Here is a 21,892-nt window from a genome sequence, read left to right on the forward strand (position 1 = left end):
CCAGTCCCCAGTCCCTAATCCCAAGGTGCAGGTTGACGTACTTGTTCCCAAATTGGACTGTGAAGTGCTTCGTCTAATTCCCTTGCCATTTCCACCATTCCTTCATAACCTGCGTAGGGATGATGGCGTTCTTGGTTAATATCAAGAAAAGGAATTTTGGCTTTTAAAGCTGTGTATTGATTCCGTCCTCCGGCAATTAACATATCTGCCTTTGTTTTCTCAATTACATTCAGCAACTCGGCAGCATTTCCCTTTTCCAACATCATGCCATCTTTGCCCAGCAACTCTTTAATTCTCGCCTTATCTTCTTCGGTACTTTTCTTCGTACTAGTGGCAACTACTTCCATTCCTAAATCTTTAGCAGCGGAAATAATCGACCAACTTTTTACGCCACCTGTGTAAAGTACCACTCGTTTACCTTGTAACCGGGCGCGATAAGGTGCTAAGGCTTGATTTAGCTTTTCTGTCTCCTCAGCAATCAATTTCTCAACCCGTTCTTGCAAATCTGCATCGCCAATTTTAGCGGCAATATTTCGCAAGCAACGATTCATATCATCAACGCCATAGAAAGATTCTTCAATGAAAGGAATCCCATACTTTTCTTCCATCTTTCTCCCCATGTTGATCAGCGCTTTTGAGCAGATCATCACATTGAGTTTGGCGCGATGGGCGGTGCAAATTTCCTTGTAACGGGCATCACCTGTTATTTTTGCCAGAACGCGAATGCCTAACTTTTCAAATAAAGGTGTAACACCCCACATTTCCCCAGCAATGTTGTACTCCCCAATCAAATTAATATCATAAGGAGTGGTATATTCTGGTTCCTCAGTTCCGACAACATATTCTAATAATGATTCGCCACCGATGCGATTACCCAAGTTTTTGCTACCAACAAAACCGGGAGAATTAACTGGAATTACCGGAATCCCGATTTTTTTAGAAGCTGCTTGACAAACGGCATCTAAATCATCACCAATCAACGCAGTTACACAAGTTGAATAAACAAAAACCGCCGCTGGTTGGTAACGATTTTGCACATCTACAATTGCTTTGTAGAGCTTTTTCTCACCACCAAAAATGACATCATTTTCACTTAAATCGGTGGTAAAACCCATTTTGTAAAGACTAGGGCCAGAGGAAAGACTTCCCCGACTTCCCCAAGAATTTCCTGCACAAGCGATCGGACCATGAACCAAATGCGCTACATCTGTAACAGGTACTAAAGCAATACTAGCTCCATCAAAAGCACAACCACCTTGAGCAGCACCAGGTTGGGCTTGTTGCGTACAAGATTTATTCTTCTTTTGCCCGTCTTTGTGGTGATTATGTTCGCAAGCTTTCTCGTTAAGAAGTTCGTTGATTTTACCTTGAGTAATTTTCATGACTCTCCTGGTAATTGGTAATTGGTAATTGGTAACTGTTGATTAGTTCTTGGTCATTGGTAATTGGTTTTTGGTAATTGGTTATTTCCGATTACTTATTACCGATTACCTATTACCCATTAACAGAGGTATTTGCTGACATCCTCACCGCAATCATCAGCAAGGTAACAAAGGGCGCGGAGGCGCAGAGAAACAAATTCGTAATACAGAGGGTTTAATTTACAAAGAGGGGGGATATGAAAAGTGTGACCTAATAAAGTCACATCTCTTTCAAAAGGGCAGCAACAGGGGATAAACTTACAAAGGAAATGAGCTAATTTGCGATCGCTTACCTTTAAATTATCAACCCACTGCCGCAACGGAAATAAAATATCAAAACCAGGGCGGCCTCTGGGAATCGGATGATCGTGATCGTGAGTAATAGTAGACATGGCGAACAAGAGCAGGTAAAGAGTGAGAAAGCTGGGATGTAGGGAAGCAGGGGTGCAGGGAAGCAGAGGTGCAGGGGTGCAGGGGGGTAGGGAGTAGAGAAGAATATTCATGATTTATCTTTCCTTCTGCCTTCTCCCTTGATTTACCTTTTGCCTTGGAGCCCTCTGCCTTCTACCTTTGGATTACCGAATCAAGTCAAAGGAGATATCGGTCTTACCAGGAATGTCAGTCTTGCGATCCAACTCATCGAGGATAGTGTTAACAATCCAGTTGAGTAGGTTCAATGCACCTTGGTAGCCATAGATAGGATAGCGGTGTAAGTGATGGCGATCGAAAATTGGATAGCCAATGCGAACCAGGGGCACACCGATATCACGCCACAGGTACTTACCGTAGGAGTTGCCGATCAACAAATCAACTGGCTCAGTGAAGATCAAGCTGCGTAGGTGCCACAAGTCTTTGCCACCCCAAATAGTAGCATTTGCACCATAAGGACTAGAAGCTAACAAAGCTTTGGCTTCAGCTTCAAATTTTTCGTTGCTGTTAGTAACAACAATGTGAGTAGGTTCTGCACCAACTTCCAACAAGAAGCTAATCAAACCCATTACCAAATCAGGGTCGCCGTACATAGCAATCTTTTTGCCATGCAACCAAGCTTGAGAATCGTTCATTGCGTCAATAGCGCGACCCCGTTCAACTTCCAATTCGCGAGGAATCGGTTGTCCGGTAATCTTAGAAAGTGCTTGCAAGAATTCATCAGTACCGCGAATACCAACTGGGCGATAAACTGCGGTTTCTTGCTTCCACTCAGAATTGATGTAGTTCAGGGTCTTTTCTGTGGAGTATGCTTGGAATGCGATCGTACCTTCAGCATTAATCGAATCTGCACCTTCTTCCAAAGTAGTCAGACCATTGTACATCACGAATTCGCCTTCATTCGGAGCATCAAAAGAATCCGAATTGTCAGCCAAAACAGTGTAATTAACACCCATCAAATTGAAGATTCTCTTCAATTCCCGAATATTGCTGGTATAAGCATCAAAACCAGGAATAAAGTTCCACTTGCCATTCTTGGTTTCTGTCTTCTTGTCCTTAGTCAAGCAAGAAAGAATACCCTTCATCATGTTGTCATAACCAGTAATGTGAGAACCCACAAAACTAGGAGTATGAGCGTAAGGAACTGGGAAATCTTGAGGAACAGAACCTTGAGCCTTAGAAGTGGTGATAAATGCACCCAAGTCATCCCCGATTACTTCTGCCATACAAGTTGTACACAGAGCAATCATTTTTGGCTTGTAAAGAGCATGAGCGTTTGCCAAGCCTTCAATCATGTTTTGCAAACCACCGAACACCGCCGCATCTTCAGTCATCGAAGAGGAAACAGCAGAGAATGGTTCTTTGTAATTCCGGGTTAAGTGAGTACGGAAATAAGCAACGCAACCTTGAGAACCATGTACAAAAGGTAGAGTACCTTCAAAACCAGCAGCCGCAAAAATCGCACCTAAAGGTTGGCAAGCTTTCGCTGGGTTAACTGTTAACGCTTCACGAGAGAAGTTCTTTTCCCGATATTCCCAAGTCTTTGTCCACTCACGCACCCGGGCGATTTCTTCATCCGAATGTCTGCCTTCAAATTGTTTTTTGTTCTCGAACAGTGTTTGATATTCAGGTTGGTGGAATAGATCAAAGTGGTCGGCAATTTTATTTACATCGTTCTGAGCCATGATTTTTCTCCTATGTTTTCGCTACTGTCGGGACTTTTTTCTGTAGTGTGCAGTGTGGGGAATTTGGGGAGTTTTGAGTTTTGAGTTGTAAGGTGCGTCAGACGCTAAAACCCTTATACTGTCAATCAGATTTATGATCTGACGCACCCTACTAATTGTTCTTGTCCCCTAGTCCCCAAACTAGTCCTTAGTCTTCGTTCTTCCAAGGAGCTTTAATCAGGCTCCAAGTTGGGTTGTTAATCGCTAAATCCATGTCGCGTGCAAACACTGCAAATCCGTCATAGCCGTGATATGGGCCTGAGTAATCCCAGGAGTGCATTTGCCGGAATGGTAACGCCATCTTGTGGAAGACGTATTTTTCTTTAATTCCAGCAGCGATCAAATCTGGTTTCATTTTTTCAGCGATTTGCTCAAATTCATAACCAGAAACGTCATCGTAAATAATGGTGCCGTCTTCAACGTATTCAGCGGTACGTTTGTAGTCGTCGTTGTGACCGAATTCATAACCTGTACCAATTACGGTCATTCCCAAATCTTCAAAAGCTGGGACAATGTGACGTGGACGCAGACCACCAACCATCATCATTACGGTTTTGCCACCCAAACGTGAGCGATATTTTTCAACAATAGCTTCTGCTTGGGGTTGGTATTTGGCAATTACTTCTTCTGCTTTGGCTTGAATTGTTTCGTCGAATTTCGACGCGATTTTCCGTAGAGAGTAAGCAATTTGAGTTGGGCCGAAGAAGTTGTATTCAATCCAAGGAATACCATAAGCTTCTTCCATGTGACGGCAGATGTAGTTCATAGACCGATAGCAGTGAATCAAGTTCAATTTTGCTAACGGGGTCATTACTACTTCGTTGAATGTACCATCACCAGAGAATTGGCAAAGTACGCGCAAGCCGATTTCTTCTAACAGAATGCGAGAGGGCCAAATGTCTCCACCGATGTTATAGTCACCGATAATGTTGACATCGTAGGGGCCGGGAACAAAACCTTCGGGAGTCTTGCGATATTGGTCAGCTTTCGGGAGTACCCAGTCTCTTACTGTGTCGTTTGCAATGTGGTGTCCTAAAGATTGAGAAACACCCCGGAAGCCTTCGCAACGTACAGGTACAACTGGCTTGTCGATATCTTTGGCTTTCTTCTTAGCAACTGCTTCGATGTCATCTCCGATTAGACCGATCGGACATTCAGATTCAATCGTGATACCTTGGCTTAAGGGGAAGAGTTCTTCCATTTCATCGATCAGCTTCGCCAGTTTTTTGTCACCACCGAATACGATGTCTCTTTCTTGGAAGTCGGAGGTAAACTGCATGGTACCGAAGGTATCAACACCTGTAATACCGATGTAATAGTTACGACGACCAGACCAGGAATAGTAACCACAACCAACAGGGCCGTGACTCAAGTGGATCATATCCTTGACTGGGCCCCAAACCACACCCTTAGCACCTGCATAAGCACAGCCACGAGTGGTCATTACGCCAGGAACCGATTTGACGTTGGATTTAACTCCGCAATCAGATTTTCCTTCTTCGTATACGTTGAGGTGTTTTGCCCGTTTCTTACCGCCTTTCTCTGGGTAAGCTTCGATAATTTCCTTAAGTAGTTCTTTCTTCTCTTCGTTCGTTGTGGGTATGGTGTTGTTGGTTGTTGTCATGATTTGGTGAGCCTCGTTTCAATGTAGGGAGTAGGGAAGTAGGGAGTAGGGAAAGGGAGGAGTGTAGGGAGTAGGGAATGTTTCCTCCCTATCTCTATTCCCTATTCCCCAACAAATAACGGATTAGACTGCGGCAGTAGCTTTTGACTTGTCTGCTTCGAGTGCTTTTTGATATTCGTCTTCACCGCCCAAGATACCGAATTCAACTAACAAGTCTTCCAGTTCGTCCATTGTGATTGGAGTAGGAATGGTGAGGTTCTTGTTGTCGATGATCTTCTTAGCTAGTTGCTTGTACTCTTCATTTTGTTGGCTGTCGGGTGCATATTCGTTAACAGTCATCCGACGTAGTTCTGCGTGTTGAACAATGTTGTCACGAGGAACAAAGTGAATCATTTGGGTGTTCAAACGTTTTGCCAAGGTTTCGATCAATTCGAGTTCCCGGTCAACTTTACGGCTGTTACAAATCAAACCACCTAAACGTACACCGCCAGAGTGAGCATATTTCAGAACGCCTCTTGCAATGTTGTTAGCTGCGTACATCGCCATCATTTCACCAGAGGTAACGATGTAGATTTCTTGTGCTTTTCCTTCACGGATAGGCATTGCGAAACCACCGCACACAACGTCGCCTAATACGTCGTAAGATACGAAATCGAGGTCTTCATAAGCGCCATTTTCTTCTAAGAAGTTAATAGCGGTGATGATTCCACGTCCAGCGCAACCTACACCGGGTTCTGGACCACCAGACTCAACGCAACGTACATTGCGATAACCAGTCAACAATACTTCTTCGAGTTCCAAATCTTCAACAGCGCCCCGTTCAGCAGCTAAGTGGAGAATTGTGGTTTGGGCTTTGCTGTGTAACATCAAACGGGTAGAGTCTGCTTTGGGGTCGCAACCTACGATCATGATGCGTTGGCCCATTTCTGCCATTGCTGCGATCGTATTTTGTGAAGTGGTGGATTTGCCGATACCGCCTTTGCCGTAGAACGCAATCTGTCTGATATGTTCAGTCATTGGTTTGTCTCCTTCGTGTTATGCTGTGAAAATTGTTTGTTTACTTTGAGTAGTTCAGTGTGGATTGGGCAGAAATGTGGGTTTGGCGGCGACCGTCCCACAGGTTTGCCTGGGGAATCTTGATAATTTTTCATGATTTTTCCTGAGTGTTAGACTGATTCAACTACTAAGCTGGGTAATACCAGCTGTTTTAATTTTTCTTCGATCGCAATCTTCAAAGTTACTGTGCTGCTAGGACAAGAACCACAAGCACCTTTGAGTACAACTTTTACTTTGTCACCTTCAACATCGTAGAGTTCAACATCCCCGCCATCTGCGGCTAAGAATGGTTTAACTTCTGTCTCTAGAACTTTTTGAATGAGTGTGATTTTTTGCAGGTTGGTTAATACTGGTAGGGTGTCTGTTTCTGGTTTAATTACCGGAACCTTAATTTTTTCTTGTTCGACTCCTTCCCAAACCGCTGCAATTAAGTCGTCAATGTCTGCTAAACAAGTGGTGCAACCGCCTCCGGCTTTAATATAATTTGTGACTTGTTCGGCGCTGGTGAGATTGTTTTCCTTAATTGTCTTTTTAATCCGGGTTTCAGTAATCCCAAAGCAGCGACAAATCATGGCACTTTCGTCGTCTTCATGATGCGCTAGCGGGATACCTTTGTAGGAGTAAATCGCTGCTTCTAATGCTTCTTGCCCCATTACGGAACAGTGCATTTTTTCTTCGGGTAATCCGCCTAAGTATTCGGCAATTTCTTTGTTGGTTAAGCTTAATGCTTGGTCTACTGTCATGCCTACAATCATTTCGGTTAAGGCAGAAGAAGAAGCGATCGCACTTGCACAACCAAAGGTTTGAAACTTAGCATCTAGAATTATGTTAGTTGCTTCATCAACTTTGAGGTGCAATCTGAGGGCATCTCCGCAAGCAATGCTACCTACTTCTCCCGTAACAACTTTGATTCCTGTTTCGTTTGCTGCTTCTATCAATCCTTGGTTTTTCGGATTGTAGAACAAGTCCATTACCTTATCTGTATATTCCCACATAGCCTTGGCGATTTCTGTTGTAAATGTTGCAGTTTGAGAAAAGAATCGAAAATTTTGTCAGGGCGGGTTTTGTTGTTAATTTTTCTGTTTGCTAACGAGATTATCTGCTAAACCCGCCCCTACATTATTTAGCAGCTAGGGCTTTTTCTTGCTCTTGTAACCAGGATTCCTGGTCATTTTTGAAGGGAGATAAAGCTCTTAAACGCTCAATTACTGGTGGCAGTATTGATAAGACTTTTTCGACTTCTGCTTGTTTGGTGTAACGAGACAAGGAGAAACGAATCGAACCATGTAACACCGAATAAGGTAAACCCATTGCGCGTAAAACATGGGAGGGTTCTAAGGAACCAGAAGTACAAGCCGAACCAGAAGAAGCACAAACTCCAAACTGATTCATGGAAAGCAGAATTGCTTCACCTTCGATATATTTGAAGCCAATATTTGTAGTGTTGGGAAGTCTGTTTTTGGTATGTCCGTTAACTACTGTATCAGGTATAGTATTAAGAATACCTTGTTCTAACAAATCGCGCAAGGCTTTTTCTTCAAATACATTATCCAGATGTTGTAGTGCCAATTCGCTGGCTTTTCCTAATGCAATAAGTCCCGGTACATTTTCGGTTCCTGCACGTCTTCCTCTTTCTTGATGTCCGCCAATTAATAAGGGACGGAATCTCACACCTTTTCTGACATATAATACGCCGATGCCTTTGGGGGCGTGCAATTTGTGACCAGAAATTGTCAACATATCCACAGTGCTAGTTTTCATATTCAGGGGAATTTTCCCGGCTGCTTGCACTGCGTCTACGTGAAAGATCGCGTCTTTTTCTTTAACGATTTGACCGATTTGTTCGATCGGAAACATTACGCCAGTTTCATTATTAGCATACATGATCGAAACTAAAGCCGTGTTACCCGTAAGGGATGCTTCCAACTCATCTAAATCGATTTGACCTTGACCATCTACGGAGAGATAAGTAACAGTATAACCTTGACTTTCTAGCTGTTTACATTGATTTAAAACAGCAGCGTGTTCAACTTGAGAAGTGACAATGTGAGTTTTGTTGGGACGTGCTGCTATAGCGGCGCGAATAGCTGAATTATTACCTTCTGTACCACAACTTGTAAAGATGATTTCTGTAGATTCTGCACCTAACAAAGCGGCAACTTGTTCTCTGGCTTGTTTAACTGCTTTGCCAACTTGACCACCAAAGGTGTGCATACTAGAAGGATTACCGTAAAACTCGGTCAGGTAGGGCAGCATTGCCTCTAAAACTGCTTCATCAACTTTCGTAGTGGCATTGTTATCTAAATAAATTACTGACATAATGCTGCTCCTACATTTCTGAGATTAACGAGATACAATGACTCTTTTAAGTTCTTGGGAATAGGTGTTAAACCACTTTTGCCAGTAAGGGTCTTGCTTGGTTTTATTAATGCGATTAACTAAGTGATTGAAGGTGTTAAACCAAGACTCCCAGTAATCCTCAGAAGAGGCGATCGCACTTAATCTACGAACACACCCATTATTAGTTGGACAAACCGCTTGACACTGAGGAACACTGTAAAAACCGACGCAACCATTACATAAATTCGGGTCTATTTGGTAGGTCTGTCCTTTAGCAGAAATTGCTTTAGTTGGACATTGGGGTAAACAGCGATCGCAAGCAATACAGTTATTCGTAATTGTGTAAGTCATCGCCCCTCCTTTTAGAGTTTTGAGTTTTGAGTTTTGAGTTTTGAGTTAGTTATGAGTTTTGAATTTATTCATCACTCATAACTTACGAAGTCACTCATAACCCCCGTAGGGAAGTTACACTGTTGCAGTTTGAGTGGAGAGCCACTTTTGATAGAATTCCAAAGCCACCTTATCAATTAAGTCGAAAGCTTCCACTGGTTCAATTCCGGCTTTTTGCAAAGTTTCTTGTGGGCAATGACCAATCTTGGAAACTAGGACAGCTTTGCAATCTTCCAGCATCTTCATCATGCCGTCTAAAGATTCCTCTTCACCGAAACCGCCTTGGCAGTATTGTTCAACTTTGCGGTGTCCGACGAATTTCGCACTTACGCCGTCAACTTCGTAAATTTGGAACTCTCTAGCATGACCGAAGTGTTGGTTAACTAAACCGCCACCTTTTGTTGCTACTGCAACTAAGATTTTGGGAGTGTTAGCAGCTTTCTTGGCTAACGCTTTGGCAACTTTGATAGCTTCTTGTTCTTCGCGAACTTTATCAATAGCTGCATGAACTTCCTGACGCTTCTCTAGGTTGTATTCCGGTGCCATTTCCAAGAACTTCTCTTTGGTAAATTCTTGAGAACGGTCTTCACCTAACAACCCGACAGCATCAGCGCGACATTGACGGCAATGGCGCATCATTTTCATATTGCCGGAACAGTTGTCTTGTAGCGCCTTCAGTTCCTTGGGTGTAGGCCCGCGTTGCCCTGTTAAACCGAAGTGGGTGCCATGTTCCGGTGCGGAAATCAGGGGCATAATGTTGTGCAAGAATGCTCCATGTTGCCGAATTACTTTGTCAACTTCAACTAAATGTTCGTCGTTGATACCGGGAATCATTACTGAGTTGACTTTGCAGAGGATATCGGCTTCTCTGAGGGCTTGCAAGCCTTCCATCTGTCTTTCGTGGAGGATTTTAACTCCTTCGACACCTCTGTAGCGCTTGCGTCTGTAGTGTACCCAAGGATAAATCTTGGTTCCTACTTCCGGGTCTACCATATTAATAGTTATGGTGACGTGATCAACGTTTAGCTCTTTGATGCGATCGACATGATCGGGAAGCATTAAACCATTGGTAGACAAGCACAGTTTAATATCTGGGGCTTTGTCGGCAATTAAATCAAAGGTGCGGAAGGTCTTTTCGGGGTTAGCCAAAGGATCTCCAGGACCTGCAATTCCCAAAACCGTCATTTGGGGAATTTTTCCGGCGATTACCAATACTTTATGTGCGGCTTCTTCCGGTGTCAGGAGTTCACTAACTACTCCAGGACGGCTTTCGTTGGCGCAATCATATTTACGGTTGCAGTAGTTGCATTGGATGTTGCAAGCTGGTGCAACTGCAACGTGCATTCTAGCGTAATGGTGGTGTGCTTCTTCGCTGTAGCAAGGGTGCTTGGCGATGCGTTCTTTGATTTTTTCGTCGAGGGTTGTTTCAGTGGAAGAAGAACTGCAACCGCAACCGCCAGATTTTTTAGTTTTAGCAGTGGCTGCATCTGATGTTGTCGTCGCTTCCGGTGTCGTCGTGAGTAAAGTTGTGGTTGAAGACATCGAATTTCCCAGTAACTTGCTGTGTTTCCGGCGTGAGTACACTTACCTGCAAAAGAAGCGATCCTTGTTTGGTCTTCTTGCTGAAATTTAAGTGCCTGACGTTATTGGATTTATACCAACAGCCCTTCAACTAGCCTGAGCTTTTGCCCTGGATTCAGATTTATTGAATTTATTAAATTTGTACTCAAGCCCTCAAACCATTAGTTTACCTAGATCGAAAATTTTTTTTGGGGTGAGGGTACAAGTATTTATGGGTAGAGGTCTGAGTATTTCTGGTCAGGGGTACGGGAATAGCTTGTACTCAGGCTCAAACCTTTAATATATAAAGGTTTGAGCCTCTTTTCCTGCTTAGTTTTCACGCTGCAACCCTGTACTCAAAATCTATTTGAAGTCACTCTGGAGCAGGCTTTTTAGTTACTCCAGTGGTGTATTTTGCGAATTCAATTTTTGTTCTGTATCCAAAATAGCACTTTAATAATTTAAACGGTAGTCTTTGCGACAAAATTTGTTACACTGAATTTGGAAAGGCAGATGCGATCCCCCTCCCGTCCCCCTTGATAAGGGGGAAGCCAGAAGACGTGAGATCGAGCCCCTCGTTTTCCTCGTTCCCCGGTTCTACCAGGGAATGAAAAACAGAGGCTCTGCCTCTTGGGATTTAGTGACAGGGGAGGTTCTACCTCCTGGCTCTCGTTCCCCGGTAGAACTTGGGAACGAGGAAAACGAGGAAAATCTGACCTGTGAGTACAGGTTAACTGAGTAGTAATAGTTGGCTGAAACCCTTACCAGTTAAGGAGGTTAGGGTTAGATTTTGAGTACAAAAATGCTTGTACCCCTAGTAAAAAATACTTGTACCTGAAGGGAAAAATACTCGACCCCCTACCCCCAAAGTTTTTTTTATCTATTAAATAGAGAGGTTTTGAGGACTTTGAGTGCAAGGTTAATAAGTCTAATAATTCCAATCCACTCAGAGCGATCGCGACTGTAAAAACCGATTTGTTATAAGCAGGAGAACAGCGTTGGTTCCTCTGTCGATGCTACTGCCTTTTACCAAACCGACTGACAAAGTATCTCAACACCAGAGTTTGAGGCGTTCTCCTAGTTCTGAGACTCCTAAATCTGGTTCAGAAAATAGCGATTCTTCGGGATTCAAAGCAATACTGACAGATTTTCAGATTATCTTTGAGCGAGATCCAGCGGCGCGGAATTGGTTAGAGGTGATCGTCTGTTATCCAGGTTTTCATGCTCTTTGTTTGCATCGCGTTGCACATTGGTTGTACAAACACAAGGTAAGTTTTTTCCCCCGTCTGATTTCGCACATTGGCAGGTTGTTCACGGGAATTGAAATCCATCCAGGTGCAACGATAGGGAAAGGTGTGTTTATCGATCATGGCATGGGGGTAGTGATTGGCGAAACTGCGATCGTTGGCGATTACACGCTAATTTATCAAGGCGCTACTCTCGGTGGTACAGGAAAAGAAAGCGGTAAACGCCATCCTACTGTGGGAAACAATGTGGTGGTGGGTGCTGGTGCAAAGGTGCTGGGTAATATTTGCGTTGGCGATAATGTCCGCATTGGTGCTGGTTCGGTTGTGCTGCGCGATGTTCCCACTGATTGTACAGTGGTGGGAATTCCGGGACGAATTGTTTCTAAGCAAGGTAAGGGTTGTCCGTTAGAACATGGCAAGTTACCTGATACGGAAGCAACTGTGATTCGCGCTTTACTCGATCGCATTGAACAATTGGAACAACAAGTAAAAGAACTGAAAAATAACCAGAGAATCAATCAAGAAAACTATGTTTGACTCTCATAGTGTTCCGCCTTTAGCTAGTCAGATTGTTGGGATTTCTCGCCCAAATCGTTGGCAAGTTTATCATCGGTTGCAAGAGTTAATGATTTCCTGTTGGTGCCCTAATGATGGTTCTCTGCGAGTCGAGGTAAATAACAGTATTGAAGCAATTTTAGTTCGCAGTACTGTACAGCAATTCATTGCTTCTCGCGGAGAATTAGTTGATTGGTTGGAGCGCTGTTGGCGAACTAAAAATTCCGGGGATTTAAATAGTTCCGGTTAAATTAATCCAAGTACGCGAGGTGTTGTCATGGATCGCAGTTTTAAGTTTAGCGAATTCATCAACTTTTTAGAGGTTGATTTAGAAATTTCTAGTTCTGCGATCGCGATTGCACTCCGTACTCATCAGCAATGGCATGACCCTTTACCGATGTTACTTTGGCAGTATGGATTAATTTCGATCGAGCAGCTAACCAGAATTTTTGATTGGCTTGAAATGCAGACCCATAAAGATTTTAAATTCTAAACTTGTGCAGTACCATGAGTGAAATTGTTCAGATTAATGATACGACTCTCCGAGATGGCGAACAAGCCGCTGGTGTGGCTTTTACTTTAGAAGAGAAATTGGCGATCGCAGTTTTCCTCGACAGCATTGGAGTCCAAGAATTAGAAATTGGCATTCCCGCAATGGGGAAAGAAGAACAAAAGGCTATTTCTCATGTAGTAGAAGCTGGTTTGTCTGCCAAACTTTTGGGTTGGAACCGTGCAGTTTTAGCCGATATTGAAGCTTCTATAGCTTGTGGTTTGCAACGAGTTCATATTTCGATTCCGGTTTCAGAAATTCAAATCAATGCCAAGTTTCAGGGACAATGGCAGTTGATATTATCCCGACTGAAAGACAGTGTTAGTTTCGCCTTAGATAAAGGTTTGTTTGTTTCAGTAGGGGGTGAGGATTCTTCGAGAGCAGATGATAATTTTTTATTAGATGTAGCGCTCTCAGTTCAAGAATTAGGTGTTTCAAGATTTCGGTTTTGTGATACTGTAGGAATACTCGATCCTTTTAGTACTTACGCTAAAGTAAAACAGTTAGTTTCGCAGTTAGAAATTCCTGTGGAGATGCACACCCATAATGATTTGGGGATGGCAACTGCAAATGCGATCGCGGGAATTTTAGCTGGCGCAAAATCAGTCAATACTACTGTTAATGGATTGGGAGAAAGAGCAGGTAATGCTGCTTTAGAAGAAGTAGTCATGGGGTTGAAACGAGTTTATGCAATGGATCTCGGAATCAACACCCGCAAGTTTCAAGAACTCTCACAATTAGTCGCCAAAGCATCAGGAAATGAAGTTCCGCCTTGGAAAGCAATAGTCGGTCAAAATACCTTTGCTCACGAGTCAGGAATTCACGCTCACGGTGTATTGAAAAATCCCTTAACTTATGAACCTTTCGATCCAGAAGAAGTAGGTTGGGAACGGCGTTTAGTAGTGGGAAAACATTCAGGGAGGCATCTACTAATTAAGGTTTTAGAACAGCATAATATTGTTCTCGAACCAGAGGAAATAGAGTCACTTTTAGAAAAAGTGCGTCAGCTTTCAGGACAAGTAAAACGCGGTTTAAATGTTGAAGAATTGTTGAATTTAGTTAATAATAGGAGGATAGCTCATGGGATCGGCATCAGAAGAAAATGAACTATATGGCCCACCTGCTTTTGATATGGAAGATAAGGTGAGGGTGAAAAAGTTAATCCGTAATGATGGAACTTTTCCTAATAAAGAAATCGGAGAAACTTTAGCAAAAAAAGGAGATACGGGATATATCGTTGGGATAGGTGACTATTTGCAAATGTACTATATCTATGCAGTACATTTTGTAGAACGAGGTGTAATAGTCGGTTGCCGGAAAAAAGAATTGGAATTAGTGGAGGAATTTTATGAAAGTAATGTTGCGTCATAATTGCGCCGGACATTTAATTGCTTACGTACCCAAGAAAGATTTAGAAGAGGAAGTTGTCAGCGAAAAGGAAGTTTCGGAAGGCAAACATTTCGTTTTGGCAAATGGTTGGGAATTAGTAATTCCTGATTTGACTGATACTTTATCTTTACCAATGACTGTAGAAGCTAAGGTAATTCGCGACTAATTTTTTTGCCTAAAGTTCTTTGAGCAAAGGTTTTAGGCAAAAAAAGATAATCAGTGACAGCTTAAAAGGCTTGCTTCCTTTCAACTAGAAAAACAACAATTAAATCAAAATAAGACAATTGGTAAATCTACAATCCTTTTCCTTTTGTCTTTTAATTTTTCTTAGCATTAAATACCATTTTGCTAATTTTAATTAGTAAATGGGTGACTGAATTCTGCGTCCACATTTGCAAAGATTAGGAGTTGCCACGATGGATATGTGTAGTTTTCAACCTCAGTCAAGCTTCTTTTTGGAAGGACAGTTTTTAGGTTTTGAACAAAAGTCCAGTGGGAAAATTAAATCTTTGCGAATTGCGGTAGAAAATAATGTATTGGAAATCAAACTACCGAAAGAAACAAGGGGGAAAATTAAACAGGTTTTAATTCCTGGCGATCGCATTGAGGTATCTGGAGAAAAGAAACAAAAGCATTTTACAGATTTGCCTAAATTAACAGCTTATCAAGTTAATAAAGTTAGTGAATGTTTGGGAGAAGATTGCCCCAATAGCTGCTTACCAACAGTAGATATTGTAGAATCGACTCCTAAATCTAAAAAAATCAAGTTATTAATGTGTAAAAAATCCGGTTGCATGAAACGGGGTGGGAAAAAGCTGAGTCAACAATTAGAAGCAGCTTTGTGCGATCGGGGTTTGCAAAATCAAGTAGTTATTGAATATACCGGATGTTTAAAATGTTGTTCCTCTGCACCTAACGTTCTGTTAATGCCAGGAAAAGTTCGCTGTAGCAAAATGTCTCCTGAAAAAATTGTTGATATGTTAGCTGATAAACTCTCACCAACCATGTACAGCTATCAACAATTTCCCTTACCTTAGTCTTACCCTGAATTCACCAATTAACCTACCATGTCTACTGTAATTTTCTACGAAAAGCCTGGTTGTACCAATAACAAAAAACAAAAAGCTTTACTCTTAGAAGCTGGACACCAAATACAACCTGAAAATCTCTTAACTACTACTTGGACTAAAGAAAAACTACGCTCATTTTTTGGAAATTTGCCTGTTAAAGAGTGGTTTAATTATACCGCACCTCGCGTAAAATCAGGTGATGTAAACCCTGAATTTTTAGACGAAAACACAGCTTTAGAATTAATGATGGCAGATCCTTTATTAATTCGTCGTCCATTAATCCAAGTTGGTGATGTGCAAACAGTGGGATTCAACTTAGAAAAAATTAATGCTTGGATTGGTTTAAAAGCTGAAGTTCCTGTGAATGAAGACTTAGAAACTTGTCCCCGTACCAAAGCAGCAATTTCTCATTGAAGAGATGGGGAATATTATGAATCTTTCTTCTCTACCATTTGAAGATTTACCGCCTGATACTTCCGGCTTGGACGATACTTTACAACGTCTACAATTGGAAGAGATGCTTGCTAAATATTTTTATGATTCTTGTCATCCCCAACAGCAAGCATTACTCTCTAATTGTGAGTGGTATATTACCACTTATAGCGAAGTACCAACACTAATTATTGAATGCCCAGATCAAGTAATCAACTGGCGAGTTTTAAAATCTTTAGTGAAAATTGGCGGTGTACTCAAACGCATAGCCAAACAAGGCAAGATTAGAGTTTCTTCGCCTGGAACTAAAGCTGCACCATTTGAAATGCGAGTGGATGAGTTACCTGTTTATCGTTATCCAGATTTACTGAGTTAGTGATGCCGAACTCCAAAAACCCGGTTTCTTCAAGAAACCGGGTTTTTGGCTATGGTGCGTAACTCCTACAACTTTTGCCTTTTCTTGCCTACAATAGAATTAATTTAGGTGATTGTGAGCAACAAAGATTGTGGCATCTGTAGAGACGTTGCAGGCAATGTCTCTACAGTAGTTGAGAATAAGAGGAGGCATCGTTGCAGATTTGCTATTACTTAGGGCTTGCTAAGTTAGTTTATCAAGGTAAATTTATGAAGAGAGTTTTTCAACCAGCTATTTATTTAATGAACCAACTAAAGTATCCGCAAAAGTTTACTTTAATTACGATGTTACTGGCTTTACCTCTATGTATAATTATGTATTTATTTTTAGGGGAAACTAATATTAGGATAAATTTTACTCAAAAGCAAACTTATGGAATTGAATATTTAAAACCTTTACGTGAACTAAGAGGAGCTATTTTTGAAAGTTATTTAGTTGAACAAGACTTAAGGTTTAACTTTAATTCGGAAATTCATCACAATAAGCGTAGAGAGGCTAATCAGAGAACTGAGGAAAATTTCCAAAATTTGATAGATAAAGATCGGCAATGGGGAAAGGTGTTACCAAGTACTACTAAGGTGAATGAAGTTAAAAGTACCTGGGAGCAATTACAAGAAAATTATCAAATTTGGAGTCCAGAGACTAAGGATGTTTTTTATAATCGATCGATCGCCCAAACTTACGAACTAACAGCAAAAGTTGGAGAAAGCTCCAATTTAATTTTAGACCCTTATTTAGATGCTTATTATTTCAGTGATGCTATTCTCGCCAAACTTCCCCAAATTCAAAGAACTTTAACCGAAATTAAAATCCTTGGTAATAGTATTAATCGTAATCAGGAAATCACCCCCCAGGAGCGAGGTAAATTAGTGCAATTATCAGGTTCATTAAAAGATTATACAAAAGATTTATCTCGCAATTTAGAAGTAGCCTTTAATCAACCTAATTCCCAAAGTTTGCGATTTAAAGTTAATCAAGATTTACAAGAGTTGCTCCTAACTACTAAACAATTAAATAAGCAACTTGATATTCTCACTAGTCCATACGCCAATGTACAACCACTTAACTATATACATCAAGCCGATCAAACTCTAAATTTAAGCTCTAAATTAGAAAATAAAATTTCTCAAGCATTAAATGATATTTTACAAGCTAGAATTAAATATTTGACAAGAAGACAGCAATTAATAGTTATTTTAGTTTTACTAATTTCGGCAATAGTTATTTATCTTTGGATTGCTTTTTACAAAGCTGTTATGCTGACAGTGGAGCGTTTAGACGAAGCTGCTAAACAAATGACAAGTGGTTTTGTTGGCGAAAATATCAGGTTACAAAATAAAGATGAACTTGGTCAAGTAGTGAATTCTTTTAATAAAATAGCTACGGCTTTACGCTACTCTAACGAAGAAATTACGCGCTTAAATGAACGACTCAAAACAGAGAATTTACGGATGAGTGCTGAGTTAGAAGTAGCCAGACAATTACAAGAAATGATTTTACCTAAAGAGGAAGAACTTAAACAAATTGCGGAACTTGATATTTCTGGTTTTATGGCTCCTGCTAATGAAGTGGGCGGTGATTATTACGATGTTTTGCAACAAAATGGTAAAGTTAAAATTGGGATTGGAGATGTTACTGGTCATGGGTTAGAAAGTGGTGTGGTGATGATTATGGCACAGACGGCTGTGCGAACTTTACTAACAGTAGAAGAAACCGATCCGGTGAAGGTTTTAAATGCTTTGAACCAAATTATTTACCGCAACACTAATCGGATGAAATCCCCCAAAAATATGACATTATCGCTGCTGGAATATGAAGCGGGGGTAATGCGTTTAAGTGGACAACATGAAGAGTTAATAGTGGTGCGAAATAATGGAGAAATTGAACGAGTTGATACTTTTGATTTGGGTTTTCCTTTGGGGTTAGAACCAGATATTTCGCCGTTTATTCAACAGGTGGAAATTACTTTGCGATCGGGAGAAGTTGCCGTACTTTATACTGATGGTATTACTGAAGCTGTAAATCCGCAAAATGAACTGTATGGCTTAGAAAGATTTTATGCTATTCTGCAAAAAAATCATCATCTTTCAGCTGATGAAATTCGCCAAGCTGTGATTGATGATCTGATGAGTTATATCAATGAACAAAAGGTATTTGATGATATTACATTAGTAGTAATTAAACAGAGATAAGTTATGAGTTATTGGTGAAGAGGTTATTCGTAGTTCAGTTTTCTGTATCTGTTTTTTAGCTAAATTGCTTTCAGGGATTCTAAGTTAATTTTGTTGATTTTATTCAAAATATACTCTTGTTGGGCTTCATCAAAAACGGTGAAAAATTTGGGAGATATAGTATTTTTAATTTTGCTACATACTGTTCTTCCTCCAGCTTCATAGGTTAGATATTCAGCAGATTTTACATAGTTACTTAACATAGATTTATCAAAATCTAATTCCAGAAAACTGCATAGCTTTTCCAAAGTAGATCGAGGATTTTCTACAAGTTTTTGATACCCAACTATGATATGATTTGAGCGATCGATATATTTTTGAGTAGTTTGAATGGCTTGCAACCAATTCCAAATACAAGTATCAATATCTCTTGCACCTCCCCAAGGTTTGGGATACTTATGAGTGACTTCATATAAAGAAGCAATAACATCTTTTCCACTGCGAATAATATGAATAAATTTGGCGTTGGGTACAAGTTTTTCTATATATGATAAATAGTAAATATGATCTGGTGTTTTTTCTAAAAAAATTTCATTTCCTTGCTCTTGTGTTAAATGTTGCATAGCTCTTAAGAAAGCTTTATTCTGCCATAGCATAATCGGAAGATAAGGAAAATCTTGGAGTAATTCCGGGCGTTTTATCTCCTGCTCAAAGTATTGTTTGAGATAAGGCTTAAGCTGACAAGAAACTAGCTGAAACTTATACCTTATATATTCTTCATTTTTTCTAGGGATCATGAATTGATAAAAATGAGTTTCTTTAACAGAAGTTATTTGAGGATGGGCAGCTAGTAAGCTTTGTAAAAAAGTAGTGCCAGAACGAGAACATCCTACTAAAAAAACAGGCTGAAATAAATTATGTTTCATTTTTAACAGAATAGTAAAAACAATAAATTTACTTATCTTTATTTCAACTGCAAGCGATGAAAGGGTTTTAATGTTGCGCTGTACGACTTTGAGGGAGGAGAACAGAGAAGAGTAGTCGTGGCTGATTTAATTTCCATACTTTAGCAATTTAATCGTATATTTTTAGTATTACTCAAGAAAAAATTGCTGGCATCCGAGTATATACTCATTTCTTTAGCCAGAGTTAAACCGTATAATTACTGACTTTTTGCTTTTTCCACTTTTATTGAGGTCAAATATAGTTGCTACACGCTTCAAAAATCTCAGTTCAAATGCGTGTCACCTTAGTACTGAAACAGAAATCAGTTGATTTGATTATTTAACGCCAGTTGCTAGTTATATCCCGTAGGGTGCGTCAGACACCACAATGCCTGGTAAATCACCAGAATTTTCTGCCTAGTTACGCACCCTACAACCCACAAATTTAGCCAAAATTAATAAGTAGCAACTTGAGTTATTTATTCAATGTTTGCTCGCTCATTTTTTGACCGTTTCGCAGGTAGGTGAGAAATAACAAAATTGAAAATGCCATGACCAAAAGTCCGATCGCACTTTCCGCAAAAGTATTGTAAAATCCATGTAACACTGCTGGAATTGCCCAGCCAATCAAAATAATGGTAGTTTTTCGGGAATTACTCATAGCAGATAAACCCAAAAAGTAACCAAAAATTCCCGCCCAAACTGCATGAAACAGCGGCAAACAAATAAAGCGAATTGTACTAACTAACAAATATTCGCCTAATAAATTTGTAGGTTCAGCATGACCAAAAAATGTTGCTGTTATCCCTTCTCCTAATCCCATTGCATATTGAATTGAGTAATTAACGCCTTCGGAAATTGCAAATCCTAAACCAGACATTGCACCATAAAATGCTGCCGTGTAAGGGTCTTTTAGTTTACCTGGACGGATTAAAAATAAATAAACTGGCAAAGCTTTCACAAATTCTTCTAACACTCCGACACCAAACACAAACCCTATTAAAGTAGATAGTCCATTTTGATCGATTCCGGCATAAAGAAAGTTAAATGGGGGAAGTTGTTGCAAAAATAAATCTATGGGAATGCCAATTAAGGCGGTAAATGTTACACAGGTAATAGTATTGCTCCAAGAAAATCGCTGTGGTTTAATTAAATCATGCAAAATTACTCCCCACATACAAGCGTAGTAAATTCCTAAAAACCCAGCAGTTTGCCGCAAACTTCCGCCGACACCTGTGATGTTAGTTAACCAACTGAGCACCATCGGGAATAAGGCAAAAAATAGGAGAAATTTTGCTAGACCTTGGCTGTATAAACTGGGACTAAAGGCTTCTTGGAAGGGAATGATATTTGAAAGGTTTAATGGTTCCTGTGGTGATGGTTGTTGTTGAGAATTGGACATTTTCCTATGTTCCTTAATTCCAATTTGGTAAGTTATACTAAGGATACATAAAAAGGCAGAGGGTTACAGGACAAAAGTCTGAAGGTTTTTGTTTTTGCTTTTCTGGTCAGCTTTATCATGACGATTTCGACTATTAAAAAATGTCGCCATTTCGTCAAAAATATATGATGTTGTTACTAATTTTGGTGTTTCCTTCAGTAAATCTTGCCAATGTTTTAATGTCCGAGCATGATTGATGTCATCAGCTGTTTCTCAAGCGATCGTATAACTGTAGTTTCAATCCCTGATAGGGATTAAGGGTTTTTCCGACTGCGGAAACCTGAAAAGCTGAATATATGGAGTTTTCAAGGTGCTATATCGCGTAACCAAAAAGATTATAACTCCAAACCCATAATTTGAGAAATCAAGAATTGTAAACTTTGCCGAAAACCCAATCAGACAAAGGTTTTGGAGAGTTGCGCGAATCGGAAACCGGGTAGATGAATGGTCAAACCATTGCGGGAAAAGGATTTGCGTTACTTTCGTTGTCAGAACAAAAACCAACACCCACCCATCCGCGCATTTAAACAAAGAAAATCGATTCATCGCGCACTTGTTCACCACCGATTCTTTCAATTTTACCGTGACAGCAAGCACAGAGAAAGTAGAAGAGAATGCTATCTTGGTCGGGCTTAATCTTTTTTTTCAGGCGCGATCGCAATTTAGCATATTGAGTTTCAGTCAAATTGCATTCAAACAAACTAAACTGCATCCACTGACCATAAGATTTCAGAATGCTGTGAATCTTCGTCCGTCGATTATCATCCGAGATATCGTAAGCAACAATAACGTGCATAAAACAAACCATTAATTTAGTGTAGGGGCGAAGCATTTGGGCGATAATTTATGAAACCCACAAAGGATGCTTGTACCCAAATGCTTCGCCCTGTCTTGGCGAAAGATTTTAGATAAAGATTGTTTGTGGGGGAGGGCGAAGCATTCGGGTTGTTATTTGCAAGCGATGTCGATGAACTTGCGGCGAACGCTGATAGAGGTTATCTGTGGGGCAGGGCGAAGCATTCGGGTTGTTATATTTCGGTTGAGTTTCATAAATTGTCGCCCGAATGCTTCGCCCCTACAAAAATAATTCCCAATCCCCAGTACCCAGTACCCAGTCCCCAGTACCCAGTACCC

Annotated in this window: 22 protein-coding genes; 10 read left to right on the forward strand and 12 right to left on the reverse strand. The window is 40.6% G+C overall.

What is annotated here, in order from left to right; translation table 11 throughout:
- Positions 1 to 14: 14 nt before the first annotated feature.
- The 9 genes from nifE to nifB all read right to left on the reverse strand — a co-directional run bounded on the left by nifE (position 15) and on the right by nifB (position 10,526).
- Positions 15 to 1,382 (reverse strand): nitrogenase iron-molybdenum cofactor biosynthesis protein NifE, encoded by a 1,368-nt coding sequence (gene nifE / locus ACE1CC_RS13660; protein ID WP_413270985.1) that lies wholly within the window; start codon positions 1,380 to 1,382, stop codon positions 15 to 17.
- Between the two features lie 119 nt (positions 1,383 to 1,501).
- Entirely contained in the window at positions 1,502 to 1,813 is a 312-nt protein-coding gene (locus tag ACE1CC_RS13665; protein ID WP_459563841.1) for a Mo-dependent nitrogenase C-terminal domain-containing protein, read from the reverse strand.
- Positions 1,814 to 1,996: 183 nt separating this feature from the next.
- Complete coding sequence (gene nifK / locus ACE1CC_RS13670) at positions 1,997 to 3,535, reverse strand: nitrogenase molybdenum-iron protein subunit beta (protein WP_413270987.1); 1,539 nt, start codon at positions 3,533 to 3,535, stop codon at positions 1,997 to 1,999.
- Positions 3,536 to 3,722: 187 nt separating this feature from the next.
- Positions 3,723 to 5,198, reverse strand: a complete 1,476-nt coding sequence (gene nifD / locus ACE1CC_RS13675) for a nitrogenase molybdenum-iron protein alpha chain (RefSeq protein ID WP_413270988.1) — start codon at positions 5,196 to 5,198, stop codon at positions 3,723 to 3,725.
- A gap of 123 nt (positions 5,199 to 5,321) precedes the next feature.
- Positions 5,322 to 6,215, reverse strand: a complete 894-nt coding sequence (nifH, locus tag ACE1CC_RS13680; RefSeq protein WP_413270989.1) for a nitrogenase iron protein — start codon at positions 6,213 to 6,215, stop codon at positions 5,322 to 5,324.
- A 149-nt stretch (positions 6,216 to 6,364) separates the two neighbouring features.
- Positions 6,365 to 7,249, reverse strand: coding sequence for a Fe-S cluster assembly protein NifU (nifU, locus tag ACE1CC_RS13685; protein WP_413270990.1), 885 nt, complete (start codon positions 7,247 to 7,249; stop codon positions 6,365 to 6,367).
- Between the two features lie 124 nt (positions 7,250 to 7,373).
- Positions 7,374 to 8,573 carry a cysteine desulfurase NifS gene (nifS, locus tag ACE1CC_RS13690; protein ID WP_413270991.1) on the reverse strand — a complete coding sequence of 400 codons (1,200 nt, stop codon included), beginning with the start codon at positions 8,571 to 8,573 and terminating at the stop codon, positions 7,374 to 7,376.
- Between the two features lie 24 nt (positions 8,574 to 8,597).
- Entirely contained in the window at positions 8,598 to 8,945 is a 348-nt protein-coding gene (locus tag ACE1CC_RS13695) for a 4Fe-4S dicluster domain-containing protein (RefSeq protein ID WP_413270992.1), read from the reverse strand.
- Positions 8,946 to 9,059: 114 nt separating this feature from the next.
- Positions 9,060 to 10,526, reverse strand: coding sequence for a nitrogenase cofactor biosynthesis protein NifB (gene nifB, locus ACE1CC_RS13700; protein ID WP_413270993.1), 1,467 nt, complete (start codon positions 10,524 to 10,526; stop codon positions 9,060 to 9,062).
- Positions 10,527 to 11,557: 1,031 nt separating this feature from the next.
- Here nifB and cysE point away from each other — a divergent pair.
- The 10 genes from cysE (at position 11,558) to ACE1CC_RS13750 (ending at position 18,394) form a co-directional block, all read left to right on the forward strand.
- Positions 11,558 to 12,328, forward strand: a complete 771-nt coding sequence (gene cysE, locus ACE1CC_RS13705; protein ID WP_459563842.1) for a serine O-acetyltransferase — start codon at positions 11,558 to 11,560, stop codon at positions 12,326 to 12,328.
- Entirely contained in the window at positions 12,321 to 12,596 is a 276-nt protein-coding gene (locus tag ACE1CC_RS13710; protein WP_413270995.1) for an Asr1405/Asl0597 family protein, read from the forward strand. The genes cysE and ACE1CC_RS13710 overlap by 8 nt, the downstream gene beginning before the upstream one ends.
- Positions 12,597 to 12,623: 27 nt before the next feature.
- A complete protein-coding gene (locus ACE1CC_RS13715) occupies positions 12,624 to 12,839 on the forward strand; it encodes a DUF2949 domain-containing protein (protein ID WP_413270996.1) in 216 nt (71 codons plus the stop codon).
- A gap of 14 nt (positions 12,840 to 12,853) precedes the next feature.
- Positions 12,854 to 14,002, forward strand: a complete 1,149-nt coding sequence (gene nifV / locus ACE1CC_RS13720; RefSeq protein ID WP_413270997.1) for a homocitrate synthase — start codon at positions 12,854 to 12,856, stop codon at positions 14,000 to 14,002.
- Positions 13,977 to 14,267 carry a nitrogen fixation protein NifZ gene (locus ACE1CC_RS13725; RefSeq protein WP_413268172.1) on the forward strand — a complete coding sequence of 97 codons (291 nt, stop codon included), beginning with the start codon at positions 13,977 to 13,979 and terminating at the stop codon, positions 14,265 to 14,267. Before nifV ends, ACE1CC_RS13725 begins: the two co-directional genes overlap by 26 nt.
- Entirely contained in the window at positions 14,245 to 14,451 is a 207-nt protein-coding gene (gene nifT / locus ACE1CC_RS13730; RefSeq protein ID WP_193981039.1) for a putative nitrogen fixation protein NifT, read from the forward strand. Before ACE1CC_RS13725 ends, nifT begins: the two co-directional genes overlap by 23 nt.
- A 250-nt stretch (positions 14,452 to 14,701) precedes the next feature.
- Positions 14,702 to 15,322: a (2Fe-2S) ferredoxin domain-containing protein gene (locus tag ACE1CC_RS13735; RefSeq protein ID WP_413270998.1), complete on the forward strand. Its 621-nt coding sequence runs from the start codon at positions 14,702 to 14,704 to the stop codon at positions 15,320 to 15,322.
- Positions 15,323 to 15,352: 30 nt separating this feature from the next.
- Complete coding sequence (locus ACE1CC_RS13740) at positions 15,353 to 15,769, forward strand: ArsC/Spx/MgsR family protein (RefSeq protein ID WP_413270999.1); 417 nt, start codon at positions 15,353 to 15,355, stop codon at positions 15,767 to 15,769.
- A gap of 16 nt (positions 15,770 to 15,785) precedes the next feature.
- Positions 15,786 to 16,163, forward strand: a complete 378-nt coding sequence (locus ACE1CC_RS13745; RefSeq protein ID WP_413271000.1) for a hypothetical protein — start codon at positions 15,786 to 15,788, stop codon at positions 16,161 to 16,163.
- Between the two features lie 248 nt (positions 16,164 to 16,411).
- Positions 16,412 to 18,394: a SpoIIE family protein phosphatase gene (locus ACE1CC_RS13750; RefSeq protein WP_413271001.1), complete on the forward strand. Its 1,983-nt coding sequence runs from the start codon at positions 16,412 to 16,414 to the stop codon at positions 18,392 to 18,394.
- A gap of 59 nt (positions 18,395 to 18,453) precedes the next feature.
- On the opposite strand, the gene ACE1CC_RS13755 is transcribed toward ACE1CC_RS13750, so the two are convergent.
- From ACE1CC_RS13755 to cas2, 3 genes are all read right to left on the reverse strand, one after another.
- A complete protein-coding gene (locus tag ACE1CC_RS13755; protein ID WP_413271002.1) occupies positions 18,454 to 19,299 on the reverse strand; it encodes a sulfotransferase family protein in 846 nt (281 codons plus the stop codon).
- A 493-nt stretch (positions 19,300 to 19,792) separates the two neighbouring features.
- Positions 19,793 to 20,719 (reverse strand): PrsW family intramembrane metalloprotease, encoded by a 927-nt coding sequence (locus tag ACE1CC_RS13760; RefSeq protein ID WP_413271003.1) that lies wholly within the window; start codon positions 20,717 to 20,719, stop codon positions 19,793 to 19,795.
- Between the two features lie 562 nt (positions 20,720 to 21,281).
- The gene (gene cas2, locus ACE1CC_RS13765; RefSeq protein WP_413271004.1) at positions 21,282 to 21,554 is read right to left on the reverse strand and encodes a CRISPR-associated endonuclease Cas2; all 273 of its coding nucleotides are present in this window, start codon (positions 21,552 to 21,554) and stop codon (positions 21,282 to 21,284) included.
- Positions 21,555 to 21,892: the final 338 nt, after the last annotated feature.

Origin of the sequence: Floridaenema aerugineum BLCC-F46, from assembly GCF_041929345.1 — a bacterium.
Classification (GTDB): Bacteria; Cyanobacteriota; Cyanobacteriia; order Cyanobacteriales; family Aerosakkonemataceae; genus Floridanema; species Floridanema aerugineum.

Excerpts from the sequence above, each read along its gene's own strand:
- nifU (WP_413270990.1), bottom strand. The coding sequence starts at position 7,249 with ATGTGGGAATATACAGATAAGGTAATGGACTTGTTCTACAATCCGAAA.
- ACE1CC_RS13745 (WP_413271000.1), top strand. The coding sequence starts at position 15,786 with ATGAATCTTTCTTCTCTACCATTTGAAGATTTACCGCCTGATACTTCC.
- ACE1CC_RS13750 (WP_413271001.1), top strand. The coding sequence starts at position 16,412 with ATGAAGAGAGTTTTTCAACCAGCTATTTATTTAATGAACCAACTAAAG.
- nifT (WP_193981039.1), top strand. The coding sequence starts at position 14,245 with ATGAAAGTAATGTTGCGTCATAATTGCGCCGGACATTTAATTGCTTAC.
- cas2 (WP_413271004.1), bottom strand. The coding sequence starts at position 21,554 with ATGCACGTTATTGTTGCTTACGATATCTCGGATGATAATCGACGGACG.
- ACE1CC_RS13710 (WP_413270995.1), top strand. The coding sequence starts at position 12,321 with ATGTTTGACTCTCATAGTGTTCCGCCTTTAGCTAGTCAGATTGTTGGG.
- nifS (WP_413270991.1), bottom strand. The coding sequence starts at position 8,573 with ATGTCAGTAATTTATTTAGATAACAATGCCACTACGAAAGTTGATGAA.
- nifD (WP_413270988.1), bottom strand. The coding sequence starts at position 5,198 with ATGACAACAACCAACAACACCATACCCACAACGAACGAAGAGAAGAAA.
- ACE1CC_RS13665 (WP_459563841.1), bottom strand. The coding sequence starts at position 1,813 with ATGTCTACTATTACTCACGATCACGATCATCCGATTCCCAGAGGCCGC.
- nifB (WP_413270993.1), bottom strand. The coding sequence starts at position 10,526 with ATGTCTTCAACCACAACTTTACTCACGACGACACCGGAAGCGACGACA.
- ACE1CC_RS13755 (WP_413271002.1), bottom strand. The coding sequence starts at position 19,299 with ATGAAACATAATTTATTTCAGCCTGTTTTTTTAGTAGGATGTTCTCGT.
- nifE (WP_413270985.1), bottom strand. The coding sequence starts at position 1,382 with ATGAAAATTACTCAAGGTAAAATCAACGAACTTCTTAACGAGAAAGCT.
- ACE1CC_RS13695 (WP_413270992.1), bottom strand. The coding sequence starts at position 8,945 with ATGACTTACACAATTACGAATAACTGTATTGCTTGCGATCGCTGTTTA.
- ACE1CC_RS13715 (WP_413270996.1), top strand. The coding sequence starts at position 12,624 with ATGGATCGCAGTTTTAAGTTTAGCGAATTCATCAACTTTTTAGAGGTT.
- cysE (WP_459563842.1), top strand. The coding sequence starts at position 11,558 with ATGCTACTGCCTTTTACCAAACCGACTGACAAAGTATCTCAACACCAG.
- ACE1CC_RS13740 (WP_413270999.1), top strand. The coding sequence starts at position 15,353 with ATGTCTACTGTAATTTTCTACGAAAAGCCTGGTTGTACCAATAACAAA.
- ACE1CC_RS13735 (WP_413270998.1), top strand. The coding sequence starts at position 14,702 with ATGGATATGTGTAGTTTTCAACCTCAGTCAAGCTTCTTTTTGGAAGGA.
- nifV (WP_413270997.1), top strand. The coding sequence starts at position 12,854 with ATGAGTGAAATTGTTCAGATTAATGATACGACTCTCCGAGATGGCGAA.
- ACE1CC_RS13725 (WP_413268172.1), top strand. The coding sequence starts at position 13,977 with ATGGGATCGGCATCAGAAGAAAATGAACTATATGGCCCACCTGCTTTT.
- ACE1CC_RS13760 (WP_413271003.1), bottom strand. The coding sequence starts at position 20,719 with ATGTCCAATTCTCAACAACAACCATCACCACAGGAACCATTAAACCTT.
- nifH (WP_413270989.1), bottom strand. The coding sequence starts at position 6,215 with ATGACTGAACATATCAGACAGATTGCGTTCTACGGCAAAGGCGGTATC.
- nifK (WP_413270987.1), bottom strand. The coding sequence starts at position 3,535 with ATGGCTCAGAACGATGTAAATAAAATTGCCGACCACTTTGATCTATTC.